Annotated in this window: 16 protein-coding genes and 1 pseudogene; 10 read left to right on the top strand and 7 right to left on the bottom strand. The window is 73.5% G+C overall.

What is annotated here, in order from left to right:
• Positions 1 to 48: 48 nt before the first annotated feature.
• The gene (locus J7462_RS30525; protein WP_219469507.1) at positions 49 to 450 is read right to left on the bottom strand and encodes a ChaB family protein; all 402 of its coding nucleotides are present in this window, start codon (positions 448 to 450) and stop codon (positions 49 to 51) included.
• A gap of 164 nt (positions 451 to 614) precedes the next feature.
• Between J7462_RS30525 and J7462_RS30520 the strand changes: the two genes are divergently transcribed.
• The 4 genes from J7462_RS30520 to J7462_RS30505 all read left to right on the top strand — a co-directional run bounded on the left by J7462_RS30520 (position 615) and on the right by J7462_RS30505 (position 2990).
• A complete protein-coding gene (locus tag J7462_RS30520; protein ID WP_219469504.1) occupies positions 615 to 1598 on the top strand; it encodes a YihY/virulence factor BrkB family protein in 984 nt (327 codons plus the stop codon).
• 63 nt (positions 1599 to 1661) lie between these two features.
• Positions 1662 to 2078 carry a DUF2795 domain-containing protein gene (locus J7462_RS30515; protein WP_219469502.1) on the top strand — a complete coding sequence of 139 codons (417 nt, stop codon included), beginning with the start codon at positions 1662 to 1664 and terminating at the stop codon, positions 2076 to 2078.
• Between the two features lie 52 nt (positions 2079 to 2130).
• Positions 2131 to 2592 carry an SRPBCC family protein gene (locus J7462_RS30510; RefSeq protein WP_219469499.1) on the top strand — a complete coding sequence of 154 codons (462 nt, stop codon included), beginning with the start codon at positions 2131 to 2133 and terminating at the stop codon, positions 2590 to 2592.
• A gap of 134 nt (positions 2593 to 2726) precedes the next feature.
• Complete coding sequence (locus J7462_RS30505; RefSeq protein WP_219469496.1) at positions 2727 to 2990, top strand: hypothetical protein; 264 nt, start codon at positions 2727 to 2729, stop codon at positions 2988 to 2990.
• A gap of 13 nt (positions 2991 to 3003) precedes the next feature.
• Here J7462_RS30505 and J7462_RS30500 read toward each other — a convergent pair whose 3' ends face one another.
• The gene (locus J7462_RS30500; RefSeq protein WP_219469493.1) at positions 3004 to 4320 is read right to left on the bottom strand and encodes a sugar MFS transporter; all 1317 of its coding nucleotides are present in this window, start codon (positions 4318 to 4320) and stop codon (positions 3004 to 3006) included.
• Positions 4321 to 4481: 161 nt separating this feature from the next.
• Here J7462_RS30500 and J7462_RS30495 point away from each other — a divergent pair, with 161 nt between their 5' ends.
• Entirely contained in the window at positions 4482 to 4694 is a 213-nt protein-coding gene (locus J7462_RS30495; RefSeq protein ID WP_219469489.1) for a hypothetical protein, read from the top strand.
• Between the two features lie 23 nt (positions 4695 to 4717).
• Here the strand turns inward: J7462_RS30495 and J7462_RS30490 are convergent, their stop codons facing one another.
• A complete protein-coding gene (locus J7462_RS30490) occupies positions 4718 to 5551 on the bottom strand; it encodes a hypothetical protein (protein ID WP_219469485.1) in 834 nt (277 codons plus the stop codon).
• A 270-nt stretch (positions 5552 to 5821) separates the two neighbouring features.
• On the opposite strand from J7462_RS30490, the gene J7462_RS30485 reads away from it, so the two are divergent.
• On the top strand, positions 5822 to 6751 hold the full coding sequence (locus J7462_RS30485) for a hypothetical protein (protein WP_219469481.1): 930 nt from the start codon (positions 5822 to 5824) through the stop codon (positions 6749 to 6751).
• Between the two features lie 277 nt (positions 6752 to 7028).
• Positions 7029 to 7391: pseudogene (locus tag J7462_RS30480) on the top strand (DUF6401 family natural product biosynthesis protein); the annotation flags it as partial.
• 87 nt (positions 7392 to 7478) lie between these two features.
• On the opposite strand, the gene J7462_RS30475 reads toward J7462_RS30480, so the two are convergent.
• Positions 7479 to 8354, bottom strand: coding sequence for a hypothetical protein (locus J7462_RS30475; RefSeq protein ID WP_208569387.1), 876 nt, complete (start codon positions 8352 to 8354; stop codon positions 7479 to 7481).
• Between the two features lie 198 nt (positions 8355 to 8552).
• Between J7462_RS30475 and J7462_RS30470 the strand changes: the two genes are divergently transcribed.
• Positions 8553 to 10673, top strand: a complete 2121-nt coding sequence (locus tag J7462_RS30470) for a SpoIIE family protein phosphatase (protein ID WP_219469476.1) — start codon at positions 8553 to 8555, stop codon at positions 10671 to 10673.
• Between the two features lie 218 nt (positions 10674 to 10891).
• Positions 10892 to 12187, top strand: coding sequence for a sodium:proton antiporter (locus tag J7462_RS30465; RefSeq protein WP_219469474.1), 1296 nt, complete (start codon positions 10892 to 10894; stop codon positions 12185 to 12187).
• A gap of 11 nt (positions 12188 to 12198) precedes the next feature.
• On the opposite strand, the gene J7462_RS30460 is transcribed toward J7462_RS30465, so the two are convergent.
• Positions 12199 to 13137, bottom strand: a complete 939-nt coding sequence (locus J7462_RS30460) for an NAD(P)/FAD-dependent oxidoreductase (RefSeq protein ID WP_219470864.1) — start codon at positions 13135 to 13137, stop codon at positions 12199 to 12201.
• A gap of 94 nt (positions 13138 to 13231) precedes the next feature.
• Here J7462_RS30460 and J7462_RS30455 point away from each other — a divergent pair, with 94 nt between their 5' ends.
• Complete coding sequence (locus J7462_RS30455) at positions 13232 to 13447, top strand: DUF3072 domain-containing protein (RefSeq protein ID WP_208569384.1); 216 nt, start codon at positions 13232 to 13234, stop codon at positions 13445 to 13447.
• A 2-nt stretch (positions 13448 to 13449) separates the two neighbouring features.
• Here the strand turns inward: J7462_RS30455 and J7462_RS30450 are convergent, their stop codons facing one another.
• Both J7462_RS30450 and J7462_RS30445 read right to left on the bottom strand, forming a co-directional pair.
• On the bottom strand, positions 13450 to 13950 hold the full coding sequence (locus J7462_RS30450) for a metallophosphoesterase (RefSeq protein ID WP_219469471.1): 501 nt from the start codon (positions 13948 to 13950) through the stop codon (positions 13450 to 13452).
• 41 nt (positions 13951 to 13991) lie between these two features.
• A complete protein-coding gene (locus tag J7462_RS30445; RefSeq protein WP_219469468.1) occupies positions 13992 to 14771 on the bottom strand; it encodes an SDR family oxidoreductase in 780 nt (259 codons plus the stop codon).
• Between the last annotated feature and the right edge of the window lie 40 nt (positions 14772 to 14811).

Here is a 14811-nt window from a genome sequence, read left to right as displayed (position 1 = left end):
GGGCCGCCCCGAACCGGAGCGGCCCGCGTACCTCACCGGATCCGGCGGTCAGTCGCCCCGGGCCTTGCGGGTGGCCCGGTCGTTGGCCTTCTCGATGGCCTTGACCAGTTCCGGCTTGGTCATCCGACTGCGGCCCGGCACGTCGAGTTTCTTCGCCACCTGCATCAGGTGGTCCTTGGTGGCGTTGGCGTCCACTCCACCGGCGGTGGGTGCCCGGCGGGCGGGGCCACCGCCGGTGGCCTGCCGGTCGCTGGGTCCCTTGCGTCCCTTGGGTTCCCAGTGGTCGCCGACCTTCTCGAAGCTGTGCTTGACGGCGGCGAAGGCGGCGCGGTGCGCCCGTTCCCCCTCGCCGTAGGTCTGCACCGCCGAGTCGTGTGTCTTCTCCCAGGTGCGTTGCGCCTTGTCCGGGGAGCGTCGCAGCGTGCTGGGCAGTACCTCGCGCCCGGGCATCTCGTCCTCCTCCGCGTCGACTGTCTGGCTGTCTGCACGGTTCCCTGCGCCCGCACCGGCAAACACGGGCGTCGGGTTTGTCGATTTCCGCCGTCGGGTACCGCCCGGCCCAGGCGCGCACCGGACGTCGGGTCCGCGGGTCGCCGGGCGACGAGGAGCCGAGCATGGCAGCGACGACGGAGCCGACCGCGGTCGCCGAGGACGGACCGCAGCTGCGGATTCCCCGGCGGATGCGCCAGTTGAGCTGGTCCACCTGGCGGGGGGTGCTGATCCGCAGCGGGCAGGGTTTCGTGAAGGACAACTGCGCCGACTGGGCGGCGGCGTTGACCTACTACGGGGTGCTCGCCCTCTTTCCGTCCACGGTCGTGGTGGTCGCCCTGGTCGGTCTGGTCTCCGACGGCGAGCGCACCGTGGACACGGTGTTGGATCTGGCCCGCGACATCGGGGCCGGCTCGGTGGTCGGCAACGAGGGTTTCGTCTCGGTGGTCCGCACGGTGGTCGACCAGCAGAGCGGCACGAAGGTGCTGCTCAGCTTCGGGTTGGCGGGCGCGTTGTGGTCGGCGTCCGGGTTCATCGGCGCGTTCACCCGGGCCTCCAACGCGATCTACGGGGTCGAGGAGGGCCGCCCGTTCTACCGGCTGCGCCCGTTGCAGATCGCGATGGCCGCGTTGTCGCTGGTGCTGCTCGCGGTGGTGGCGCTGGGCCTGATCGTCAGCGGGCCGGTGACCGACGCGGTGGGCGACCTGGTGGGGGCGGGTGGACTGGCCCGCACGGTGTGGAGCGTCGCGAAGTGGCCGGTGCTGGCCATGGTGATGATGACACTTTTGTCGCTGATGTTCTGGATAGCACCGAACGTCCGGCAGCCCCGGTTCCGCTGGCTCACCCCGGGCGGGGCGGTGGCCCTGCTGTCCTGGATCGTCGTCTCCTTCGGTTTCGGCCTCTACGTGGCCAACTTCGGCTCGTACGACGTCACCTACGGCAGCCTGGGCGCGGTCATCGCCTTCCTGGTGTGGCTGTACCTGTCGAACTCGGCGCTGATGTTCGGGGTGCAGATCAACGCCGAGTTGCAGCGGGGACGCCGGTTGCAGGCGGGCCGGGACGCCGCGGCTGAGCCGGCGTTGCCGCCGAAGGCCACCGCCGGTTCGTGACCGGTCGGGTACCCGTGTCCGGCCCGGCGTTTCCCCGCACCGACTGCGGGTAGCACACCAGACATGGAACGTGGCAGCAGCAAGCACGCACCGAGGGTCGACGACCAGATGAGTCAGGAGGTCAGCGGCCTCGTCCAGGGGCCGGGCACCGCGGGCTCGCGGGTCGAGGAGTTCCGCGAGGCGGAGCCGGCCGGCGAGGACCAGCCGGGCGCCACCACGGCCCCGGCGGGCGACCTGCGGACCGGCACCCCCCAGGGGATGACCTCGGAGGACGTGGAGGCGCGCAGCCGGTTGGGCCGGTTCATCACGATGGCGGCCCTGCCGGGGGACCGCCTGGCCCTGATCGCCAACGCGCGGGAGAACCAGGCGCCCGACGACCTCGTGGCCGCCCTGGAGCGGCTGCCGGAGGGCACCCGTTACCAGACGATTTCCGAGGTGTGGGCCGCCCTCGGGCACCGAAACGAGACGACGCGCTGGTGACTGGATCGGCCCACGATCCGGACGACCACCAGCGGGCAGAGGAGGACTTCCAATGAGCGGCGTTATCGAACATGTGGACGTGTCCGTACCGGTACGGACCGCCTACGACCAGTGGACCCAGTTCGAGGAGTTCCCCCACTTCATGGAGGGGGTGCAGGAGGTCCGGCAGCTGTCGGACACGATGACCCACTGGACGGTGGAGATCGCCGGGGTCAAGCGCGAGTTCGACGCCGAGATCACCGAGCAGCTGCCCGACGAGCGGGTGGCCTGGAAGTCGACAGGCGGCACCCAGCAGGCCGGCGTGGTGACGTTCCACCGCCTCGACGAGGACAACACCCGGGTGACCCTGCAGATGGACTTCGAGCCGCACGGCGTGGTCGAGCAGGCCGGCGACAAGCTCGGCGTGGTGGACCGGCGCACCAAGGGTGACCTGGAGCGGTTCAAGCAGTTCATCGAGCGTCGCGGTCAGGAGACCGGCGCGTGGCGCGGGTCGGTCGACCGCCCGCAGCCCTGATCCACCCCCCGCACGTACGTCAGGCGCTCCACCGACGGCCGCCGGCTCCCCGGCGGCCGTCCGCGGTGCCGGGGTGTTGCGGTCCGCCCCCGGGTTGGCCGTTTGCGATCATCTGGTCGGGGTACCGCGAAGGGATGACGGACAACGACGGCAGGGTCTGGCGGGACGAGGAGAAGACACCGCTGGAGGAGTTGGACCGGGCGATCGCGCGGTCCACCATCGACGGGCAGGCCGACGATCCGACCGGCAACGACGCGGGTGAGGAGGCGGCCTTCGGGCACGGCCCCGAACCGGTGGACCGGGGTGCCGGCCCGGCCGCCGAGCGTCGGGAGATGACCGACACCGAGCGTGCCTACCGCCCCTCCACGACGGGACGTACCGGCCCGGACACCATGTGACCCAACGGCCCGCTCAGTCGGCCGGTGCGGCGGTGCGGCGGGCGGCTGCCGCATGCGCCACCAGCAGGGCCACCGCCAGCACCGTCAGCACCGGGCCGAGCAACCGCACCGACGTGTCACCGAGCAGCACCCCGAGCCCGGCCGGGATGAGGGCGGCCCCGATCCCGGCTGCGCCGATCTGCACGCCGATCACCCGGTCCGTGTGCTGCCGGCCGACCCGCTCCGCCGTGCTCAGGGTGAGCAGCGGGAACACCGGCGCGGCGGCGAAGCCGAGCACGACCAGGCCGGCCACCGTCACCCAGCCCGGGGCCGGCAGCGCGATCAGCACCGCCCCGACGGCCATCCCCAGCAGGCTGCCCCGCAGCACCCGGGCGGTGCCGAGCCGTTCGGCGACCAGCCCCTGCACCACCCGGCCGACGAACAGGCTCCCCCAGTAGGCGGAGACGCTCAGCCCGGCGACCGCGGCGGACAGCCCTCGCCCCTCGGTGAGCAGCAGGAACGCGTAGAGCCCGGCGGACACCTCGATGGCCACGTAGATGGCGAAGGCGAGCGCGCCGAACCAGACGGCGGGCAGCCGCAGGGTCTCGGCGATCCGCACCACGGCCGGCTCCGCCGCCCCGCCCGGCGTCGCCACCCCGCCCGGCACAACGTCGTCGACCGGACCACGCTGCGGGGGCCCGACCGGCGTGGCGGCGACGGCGTCGACCGGTGCACTGGCGGCGGTCTCCCCGGCCGGCCCGGCGCGCTTCGGCGACCCCGGGCCGCCCGCCCGGTCCCGCCACGCGCCGACGGTGAGCGCGAACGCGGTGGCCAGCGCGAGCTGGGCGGCGGCGGTGACCGCGTACCCCCAGCGCCAGCCCGCGCCGGTGCTCAGCATGGCGGTCATCACCAGGGGGCCGATCGCCACGCCGAGGCCGAAGAAGGCGTGCATCCAGTTCATGTGCCGGGGGCCGAACGCCCCGGCCGCGTACGCGTTGAGGCCGGAGTCGATGGCTCCGGAGCCGAGGCCGAGCACCAGCGCACAGCAGATCAGCACGGTCAGCCCGGGTGCGCTGGCGTACCCGGTCAGCGCCAGGCTGGCCAGCAGGGTGCTGCCGGCGAGCAGCCGGCCCACGCCGAGCCGGGCGAGGGTGAACCCGGCCAGGACGCTGGAGGTGAGGTAGCCGATCGTGCCGGCGGTGAGCACCAGGCCGACCGCTGCGGTGGGTACGCCGAACTCGGTGCTGATCGAGGGCCAGCCGACGCCGAGCAGGCCGTCGGGCAGGCCGAGGCTGACGAAGGCGAGGTAGGCGAGCAGGAGCAGGGAGGTACGGGGCGGGGCGACGGGCACGGAGGCTCATCCTGCCGCATCATCGAGAACGGGTCGACGTGATTGTCGCCTCCCCCGAACCGGTGGTTTGGAACGCCCGGACGGGCAGGAAAGCGGACAGGTAGTCCAGAATCCACCGTTCGGCTGACGGTAATCCGCAGGGGGCGCGCAAGACTTTCGGGATGCAACAGGGCTCCGGTTTCCTCACCCCTCGTCAGCGTCGCCTGGCCTGGCTCGGCTTCCTGCTCGCCGCGCTCCAGGCTCCGGTCTCCGCCAAATTCTCCTCCGACGACTCGTGGCTGTTCAGCCTCTGCGTCGCGCTGATGGTGGCCACCGTGATCATCGCCGACGACGCCGGCCGTCGTCGCCCGGCCGACGCCACCCCCGCGGAATGACACCCGCCCGGCCGCACCGCTGATCAGGGAGTCGGGCCGGGGAACTCCCGCTGCGGGCAGCTGAGCGGACGGGCCGGGTCGACCCGGTGCAGGGCGTACCCGGTCCCCTGGGTCGGGACGTGCGTGCTGGGTGCCCGGTCGCCGAGCTGGACCAGGGCGTGCCAGCCGGTGCGCTGGGCGGTATAGAGCGTGCAGCCGTCGAGGACCTGGGTGTGCTGCCGGGCGGCCACGGTGGCCCGGCCCTGGGCGAAGGTCGCCGGGTCGGCCGGGTCGCTCTCCGCCAGCAGCAGCGACGACGCGGCGGTCGTGGTGTTCGCCCAGAACGACTCCCCCGCCGTCAGGTAGAGGTCGGCGACGGTGATCACGTCGTGGTCGACCAGGCTGGAGAAGGTCAGGTCGGGGTCGGCCGCTCCGGTGGTGCCGGAGTGGGTCACCGGCGGCAGGGTGATCGTGGTGGTGTCCGTGCGCTGCTGCACCCAGTACGGACCGGCCGTGTACGCGCTCACGGCGGCCGTGTACGCGCCGAACGGCCGGTGCCCGGCCGTGGAGTCGACCACCACGAAGTCGGTGCGCCCGACGCCGTACCAGCTGGTGGCCAGGGTGGTGCCGGCGGCGTCGCGCAGGGTCAGGTCCCAGTCGGCGGTCGCGCCGGGCTGGACGGCGACCACCGACCAGCGCCGCTGGTAGGTGCGGTAGACGTAGTCCTGCGCGGTGCGGGCGACCAGCACGTCGCCGTCGCCGAGTCCGGTGCCGGCGACCGCCGCGCCGGGGTACGGCAGCGGTGCGACGAGGGTCACCGCGAGGAGGGCGGCGAGGTGCGCGCCGCACCACCGGCGGCCGGTTCGGGACATTGCCATCGGTGGGATTCCTTCCAGGCGGGATCTGGACTGTAGCGACGTCGGGGCGCCACGGGGCGCTACCGCGCTGTCGGATATCGGCCCCACCGCGCCGGCCGTCCCTGTGCGACCTTGTCCCCAGCCGCACCCGGCACCACGACCAGCCACGTCGGCTGCCGCCCCGGGCAGCGACCGACGCAGGTCGACTGCCGCTCCCGGGCAACCGGACCACCGTGCGCCCACCGGCGGCACCCGGACCACCGCCGACCCGACCGCTGAGGAGCACCGACCGTGACGAGACGACCGACGGTGTGGACCTGGTTGCTGAGCCTGCTGGCAGCCGTGCTGCTCGCCCCGACGCCCGCCCCGGCCGCCCCGGCCGGCGCTGAACGGGACGCCCGCGACCGGGCCACCACCCGCAGCGCCGCGCAGCAGGCGTCGTGGTCCACCGGCCCGGTCGCCGCCGGCGCCACCCAGGGCTGGGTGTGGAACAACGCCAACCCGCTCAACGCCGCCTACCAGGTGGGCTTCTCCCCGACCGGGGCGAACTCCACGACCCCGTGCGAGTTCGAGGTGACCCGCAGCTGGTACTCCCGGCAGCCCAGCGGCGAGCGGCGCTTCCACTTCGTGATCCGCAACAGCGGTACGACCAGCTGTGGGGCCACCGTCCTGCTGTCCTGGCTGACCCCGACCCACGACTGGTCGACCGGGGCGTTGGCCCCCGGGGCGAGCGGCAACTACGGCTGGGTGGAGCAGATCGCGCCGACGGTGTCGTACCTGCTGGGGCTGACGCCGACCGGGGCGACCGCGACGGCCGCCTGCCAGCTGGAGATCACCCGCACCTGGTACCGGCAGGAGCCCGACGGGGTCCGGAAGTTCTACTTCGTGCTGCGCAACATCGGCACGATCACCTGCTCCGGGCAGTTCCAGCTCGCCCAGACCAGCCCGGCGGCCTCCTGGTCGACCGGCACCCTGGCCGTCGGCGCCTCGGCCAGCTGGACCTGGACCAACGCCAACCCGCTGAGCGCGGTCTACCTGCCCGGGGCGTCCCCGACGGGTGCCGGCGGCGGCACCGCCTGCCAGTTGGAGGTGACCCGGAGCCGGTATGCGCAGCGGATCAACCCGGACGGCACCAGCCAACGGCAGTACCTCCTGACCGTCGGCAACGTCGGGCAACTGCCCTGCGCCGGCACCGTCCTGCTCGGCTCGCTGACCCCCTGAGGCGCGGCCCCGGGCCAGCCTGGGACGGGCCCGGGGCCAGCCCTGGGACACGCCCCGGGCCAGCCCTGGGACGGGCCGGGGGACCCGGATCGGGTGTCCGGGTCGTCCCGTTGCCGCCCGTCCCGGCCGCGCAGGTGGCCGGTGAGCGCGGTGTTCCCTCTGCCCGCCGGGGACCGGGTCGGTCCGCGTGGCGGAGGCCGGCCGGCCGCAAGGGTGCGCCGGGACCGGCCGGGCGGCCGACCCCGCCCCGGTCAGCCGGTGGCTAACCTCGGTCCTCATGCGAGTGCCGTACCCCCAGGGAGCGACCGGGACCGCCGTGCGCGCGGCACGCTCCCGGCTGGCCCTGCTCACCGCCTCGGTCGGTGCTCCCGGCCTCGCCGCCGCGCGGGCCCGGCCGGGCCTGCTGGCGCTGGTCGACCAGCACGCCGCAGCCGTCCGGGACAGCCTCGACGGTGACCGCCGGCCGCTCACCCCGGCGGCCCTGGCCGGCTATGCCGAGGGGATCCGGGACACCGCCGGCGCGCACGGCCTGCTGCCCGTCGGCGCGGCCGACTTCGCCGCGCCGGACTGGGTGCTGACCCGGCTGCTCGCGGTCTGCGCCCTGGCCCGCACCCTCGACCCCGGCACCTCGACCCGGCCTGACCGACCGCGGCGGGGACGGCCCGGCGCAGCGCGAACGGGAGGGCGTCCGCGTCGCGCGGACACCCTCCCGGTGGTACGTGCCGACTCAGCTGCCCGGACGACCGAACTGCTGGGTCTCGTCGCCGGACTGACCCGACTGGTAGGTGCCCCGGCCACCGGCCATCGTCCGGGCCTCGTCGACGCGCGGCATGGTCTGCGTCCGCTCGCCGCCCCGGTCGGCCATCTGCCGGCTCATGTCGCCCTGCCCGGCCGCGCGGGCCCGCCGGTGCTCCTGGACCGCCCGCGACTCCTCGGCCGCCCGGTCCAGCCAGCCGTCCCAGCGGGACTGCATCGGCTTCACCAGACCACCGCCGACGCCGACGATCAGGATGCCGGCCACGGTGGCGAGCACCGCGATCAGGACCGGCGTGGTGACCGTGGTGGCGATACCGACCTGGTTCAGCGCGGCGATGACGCCCAGCGCCAGGATGAAGACCGCCACCAGGTCGGCGAGCACCTTGCCGTACGACAGGCCGCCGAGCGCACCGGAGACCAGGTCCCGGACGGCGTTGGCGATAGCGGCGGCCACCACCACGATGACGATCGCGATGAACGCCCGTGGCAGCCAGGCCACCACCCCCCGGATGAGGTCGCTGATCGCGTTGGGCCCCCACACCCCGAAGGCGAACTGCAGGGTGAACAGCAGCACCGCGTAGTACGCCAGTCGGGCCAGGATGTCACTGGCGTCGTACTTGGTGCGTTCCAGCGCCCGTCTGATCCCGCCCCGTTCGACCGCCCGGTCGAAGCCCACCCGTTCCAGCGCCGCGTCCACGATCTTGAGTACCGCGCGGGCGATGAGCCAGCCCACCACGAGGATGACGATGAACGCGATGGCCCTCGGCACAAAGAGCAGCACCGACCGCCACATGTCGGTCAAGGCGCTACCGATGTCGACCTGCCTGACCGCAAGGGTTTCCGGCATGATGTCCCTCCTGTCCAATGGACTGCGCCGCCCGGTTACCCGTCCGTCGCACCAGCACGCCGCAGAATCCGTACGGATTTTTCCGACATGTTTTTAGAAAAGCCCCTGACCTGCACGAACATCTCCGGCAGCGGCGTCGGGCAGGCGGCACGGGGCACGATCGGTTCGCCCCGGGACGCCGCCGGATAGGCTGCGGACATGCCAGGCACGGTCGGGCGGGTCCCGACGTCACCAGCCCCCGTACCGGGACCGGACGGGGTCTCACCGGCGGTGGCTGCCGTGCGGGCCCACCCGTGGGCCGACACCCCGCTGGGCCCGCAACAGGGCTGGGACGTGACGGTCCGCGTGCTGGTCGACGTGATCCTGTCCTCCCCCGTACCGATGGCGCTGCACTACGGCGACGACTTCGTGCTGCTCTACAACCAGGCGTACGCCGAGGTGATCGGCGACCGGCACCCCGGCGCGCTGGGCCGGCCGGCCCCCGAGGTGTACGCCGACCTGTGGCACGCCCCCGACGTCGGTGAGGTGATCGAGCGGGCCTACCGGCACGGGGAGTCGTTCCTGCAGAAGGAGTCGGTGCTCCCGGTCCACCAGCACGCCACCGGCGAACACGCGGTCTTCACCCGGGGGCACTCCCCGGTGCGCGACAGCACCGGACGGATCGTCGGCGTGCTCACCGTCGCCGCCCAGACCAGCCAGCTCACCCAGCAGTTGCAGAGCCTGTCCGACTTCGCCGCGGCACTGTCGGGCACCCTCACCCTGGACGACGTGGCCCGGGTGACGTTGCGCTACGCGCTGCACTCCTTCGACGCCGACCAGGTCTCCTTCGCGGTCGACGACGGCCCGGCCTGGCGGCTGGTCCGCCGGATCCGGGGCGAACTGCTCGACGAGGCCGACGAGCGGCTGCCCCCGCTGTGGCGGCCGGTCCCGGCCGACACCACCGCGCCGGTGGTGGTCGGTGCACACAGCGGGGTGCCCTTCTTCGCCGGGGACGGCCAGCCGCTGCGGGACACCGCCGTCGACCGGCACGACCAGAAGATTCGCTCGCTGGCCGCACTGCCGCTGCGCTCGTCGGTGATCCGGGGCGGGATCGCCGTGGGCTACCAGACCCCGCACGGCTGGTCGGCGGCGGAACGGGCACTGCTGGCCGCCTCGGCCGAGCTGGTCGGCCAGGCGGCGGAGCGGGCCCGCCGGTTCGAGACCCAGCACGGCACGGCGCAACTGCTGCAACGCAGCATGCTCCCGGAGCAGTTACCGGCCCTGCCCCGGCTGCGCATCGCCGCCCGCTACGACCCGGGTGTCGACGGCAACGCCGCCGGTGGTGACTTCTACGACGCGTTCCTGCTGCCCTCCGGCGACCTGGGTGTGGTGCTCGGCGACGTCGCCGGGCACGACGTGCAAGCGGCGGCCCGGATGGGGCAGGTCCGGGCGGCGCTGCGGGCGCTGGCGCTGACCGACCCGCGACCGGACGCTGTCCTGGCCGGGCTGGACCGGCTGGTGGCGAGCCTGGGCACCGAGACGGGCACCCACGAACTCTTCGTCACCGTGGTCTTCGGGGTGGTCGACGCCGACCGGAGTGAGATCACCCTGGCCAGCGCCGGGCACCCCCCGCCGCTGATCCGGCGCGGCGGGCCGGACGGCGTCGCCACCGCCACCTTCGTCGAACTGCCGACCGGCGCACCCCTCGGGTTGGGCTGCCGACCCCCGACCGCCACCGTGCCGCTCGCCCCCGGCGACACCCTGCTGCTCTACAGCGACGGGGTGGTCGAGCGGCGACGGCAGAGCCTCACCGCCGGCCTGGCCGGGTTGGCGGCGGCGGTGGCCGGGGCGGCCAGCGGTGACCCCCGGGCGCTCTGCGCCGTCGCCACCGGCGCGGTCCCCGGCGCCACCGAGGACGACGTGGCGGTGCTCGCGGTGGAGCACGCGCTCAAGCCGAGCCGCTCCGCCGGGATGGAGATGCCCGCCGAGCCGACCGCACCCAGCCGGGTACGCCACTGGATGACGGCACAACTGGGCGAGTGGCAGGTGCCCGACGCGGTGATCGGCGCGGCGGTGCTGTGCACCAGCGAGCTGACCACCAACGCGTTGCTGCACGCCGGCACCGCCGCCCGGGTGGAGATCGACCTCAGCCCCGAGCGCCTGCTGGTGTCGGTGGCCGACTCGGGCACCCGAGGCACGGTGACCCGGGCCCAGACCGACACGCTGAGCAGCCGGGGCCGGGGCCTCGGGTTGATCGAACAGCTCTCCGACGCCTGGGGCACCGACCCGACGGTGCGGGGCTCGACCGTCTGGTTCGAGATCCTCCTTCCCCCGACCTGACCGGAGTCCCGCTGGGGGCCACGCTTCAAGGTCACGCTCGAACCATGTTGTAGTGGCCTCGCTACGGTCGTAGACCACTACAACCTGGAAGTAGCGCGATCTTGCCTACCTGGGTACGGGTCCGGAGACAAGCCGGACACCCAGGCTTAGCCCGGCCATCGACGGGGCACAGTCCCACCCCCGCCCACATCCGTGGCCGGGGGTGAGAGGTGGTCGGGGTGGAACTGGTCGATGTCGAGTTCGCGCTGGTGGGCGCGGGAGCCCTGCTGGCCGGGGTGCTCCCCCGACTGCTGGAGCGCCGCCCGCTGTCCATGCCGATAGCGTTCCTCGGCCTCGGGATGCTGGTTTTCGCGCTGCCCATCGGCCTGCCCTCCCCGGACCCGCTGCGCTACCCGCAGGTCGCCACCCACCTGACCGAGATCGGCGTGATCGTGGCGCTGATGGGCGCCGGGTTGAAGATCGACCGACCGTTGAGCTGGAAACGCTGGTCGTCGACCTGGCGGTTGCTGGCGATCGCGATGCCGATCTGCATCGCGGCGGTGGCGCTGCTCGGCTGGTGGTGGGCGGGTCTGGTGCCGGCCGCCGCGCTGCTGCTCGGTGCGGCCCTGGCCCCGACCGACCCGGTGCTCGCCTCGGACGTCCAGGTCGGCGAACCCACCGACGCCGAGGACTCCGAGGACGAGGTGCGCTTCGCGCTGACCTCCGAGGCGGGCCTCAACGACGGCCTGGCGTTCCCGTTCGTCTACGCGGCCATCGCGATCGCCAGCGTCGGGCTGGCCCCGTCGGGCTGGTTCGCCGAGTGGTTCGCCGTCGACGTGCTCTACAAGCTGGCCGTCGGCGTCGGTGGTGGCCTGCTGATCGGCTGGCTGCTCGGCAAGCTCTTCTTCCGCGCCCCGAGCGAGTTGCGGCTGGCCCGGCACGCCGAGGGGTTCCTCGCGCTGGCCGCCACCTTCCTGGCGTACGGGCTGGTGGAGGTGGTCGGCGGGTACGGGTTCCTGGCCGTCTTCGTCGCCGCGCGGGCGATCCGGGCCGCCGAGCGGACCCACGAGTTCCACGCCGTGCTGCACGACTTCGCCGAGCAGACCGAGCGGCTGTTGACCGTCCTGCTGCTGCTGCTCTTCGGTGGCGCGGTGATCACCGGTCTGCTCGCCCCGCTCACCTGGCAGGCGGCGACGGTCGGGCTGGCCCTGGTGTTCGTCATCCGGCCGCTGGTGGGGTGGCTGTCGCTGCGCGGCGCACCGGGTCGGCCGGCCGAGCACTGGGTGATCTCGTCGTTCGGCATCCGGGGCGTCGGCTCGTTCTACTACCTGGCGTACGCCACCACCAAGGCGGACTTCGCCCAGGCGGACCTGATCTGGGCGACGGTCGGCCTGGTGGTGGTCGTGTCGGTGGTGGTGCACGGGATGGCCGCGACCCCGGTCATGCAGTTGCTGGACCGGGCCGGTGAACGCACCGGCGACCCGTCGGAGCAGGGTCGACGCGACGAGCCGGCCCTGGACGGCGCGCGGGGTTGACCGGTGGCCGGTCAGGTCAGTCGGCGGGCCAACTCCCGGCCCAGGTCCCGGCCGGAGCGCCAGGCGCTCTGCACCCGGGGCTTGCCGAAAGCGTCCCCGGCCAGCCCGACCAGGTCGTCGTCCAGGAAGAACGTCCCGTCGGGGTCCGGCTCGACCGGCCGGGCGTACGTCCAGCGGTGCACGTGGACCAGTTCGGCCGGGTCCGGCAGGCCGAGCAGGTCGCGGACGGCCTCCTCGATCGCCGGGCCGGCCGCCCCGGGCTGGGCCAGGCGCCCGGCGGCGAACTCCGGCGTGGTGTGGGCGACCAGCACCGGGGCGGCGTCGCCGCGCCGGTCGCCGTCGTCGCAGACCAGGGCGAGCACCGGGTGCCCGTTGACGAACGCGCCCCGGAAGTCGGCCCACCGCCGGCCGGGGAAGCGCAGCACCGCCGCGAGCACCGGCGACCACCCCTGCCGTACGGCGGCCCCGGTGGCCCCGGTCAGCGCCGGGTCGAGCAGCAGGGCGGCCTGCGGACCCGGGGTGCACAGCGCCACGGCGGCGGCGGACTCCCCGTCCACCACCGGGCCCGGTGCGACGCCCGACACGAACCGGTCCACGGTCACCGGCAACTCCCGGGCCAGCTCCTCGACCAGGGAACGCAGGCCGCGCGGGGCGGCCCAGCGGACCGGTCCGGGCACCTCCCGCCGGCCGTCCGGGCCGTACGCGACGAAGGTGTCGGTCCACTCCCGCACCAGCCCGGCGGCCTGCCAGCGCCCGACCACCTCGACGAAGTCCGGGTCGTCGGCGGTCAGGTACGCCGCACCCAGGTCGGCGGGGCGGCCGTCGAAGCGTCGGCTGGCCATCCGGCCCCCGGCCACCCGACCGCGTTCCCGGATCTGCACCGGCACACCCGCCCGCACCAGTTCTGCGGCGCACGCCACCCCGGAGATGCCGGCACCCACCACGATCACATCCGCGTCCACCCGGTGATCGTATGCGCCGCGACCGGCATGACCGGGCGACCGGCGGGGTATTGGCACGGCTGTTCGAGGAGAGGTGAACCTGATGACCGACCGCAACGACCAGCAGCCCGACCCGCGTGGGGCGATCAAGGATCCGCAGGAGTGGGTGACCGGCGACGAACCGCCGACCGCCGCCCAGGAGTCGTACCTGCACACCCTGGCCCGGGAGGCCGGCGAGGAGGTGCCGGACGACCTGACGAAGGCGGAGGCGTCCCAGCGGATCGACGAGTTGCAGGAGGAGACCGGCCGGGGCCGGTGACCTCAACGGGGTGGCAGGCGGTGCAGCACGACCCGGTCGAGTTGCCCCGCCACCACCTCGGCGGTCAGGTACGTGGCGTACGGCTGGGACCGCCGGTCGGTGGGCGAGCCGGGGTTGAGCAACCGCAGGCCGCCCGGTGCGACGCTGTCCCACGGGATGTGCGAGTGGCCGAAGACGAGCAGGTCCCGATCGGGGAACCGGGCCGCGCATCGCTGTTCCCGGCCGGTCTTCGGCCCGGTCTCGTGCACCACGGCCACCCGCAGGCCCGCCAGCTCCACCTCGGCCACCTCGGGCAGCCGGGCCCGCAGGTCGGGGCCGTCGTTGTTGCCGTACACGCCGACCAGCCGACGGGCCCGGCCGACCAGCCGGTCGAGCAGTCCCACCTCGACCCAGTCCCCGGCGTGCAGCACCACGTCGGCGGCGTCCACCGCCGCCCAGACCTCGTCGGGCAGGTCCCGGGCGCGGCGGGGCAGGTGGGTGTCGGCGATCATGAGCAGCCGCATCAGGCGGACCTTCCGGGCGGGGCCGGGCGCGGCCGGCCGGCTCAGGCGCCCTGGCCCTGATTCTGCATCAGGCCGCCGTCCATGAAGTACGTCGACCCGGTCACGTAGTCGGCGTCGTCGCTGGCGAGGAAGACGGCCAGCCGGGCGATCTCGACCGGCTCGGCGGCCCGCTTCCACGGGATGCTCTGCACCTGCTCCGCCAGGTACTTCGGGTCGTCGATGGCCTCCTGGTTGAACGGGGTGAGCACCATCCCGGGTCCGATGTTGTTGACGTTCATCCGCATCGGGGCGACCTCCAGGGCGAGGCTCTTGGCCAGTTCGAGCATGCCGCCCTTGCTGGCGTCGTAGTCCGCCCCGCCGGCCCGGGCGACCTCCTGGTGGATCGAGGTGATGTTGATGATCTTCCCGCCGCCGCCCTGGTCGCGGCGGTGCCGGACGAACCGCCGGCAGCAGAAGAACATCCCGTACAGGTTGGTACGGATGCACCGGTCCCAGGTTTCGGTGTCCAGGTCGGCCACGCCGATGCCGGAGGCGTCCACCCCGGCGTCGTTCATCAGCACGTCCACCGTGCCGAACGCCGTCAGCGCCTCGTCGAACATCGCCTCGACCTGGTGCTCGACGCTGATGTCGCCCTGCACGACCACCGCCCGCCGGCCGGCCTTCTCGATCTCGGCCCGGGTGTGGTCCGCGCCGGCGTGGTCGTGCAGGTAGTGCACCACCACGTCGGCGCCCTCCCGACCGAACTCGATCGCGGTGGCCTGCCCGATGCCCGAGTCCGAGCCGGTGATCAGGGCGGTGCGGCCGGTCAGTCGTCCACTCATCAGCGTGTTCCCTTCGTCGGTCCCGTACCGGTCGGCACGG

Source organism: Micromonospora sp. RL09-050-HVF-A (genome assembly GCF_019374995.1).
Lineage (GTDB): Bacteria > Actinomycetota > Actinomycetes > Mycobacteriales > Micromonosporaceae > Micromonospora > Micromonospora antibiotica.
This window is presented reverse-complemented; position numbering and strand designations above follow the sequence as displayed.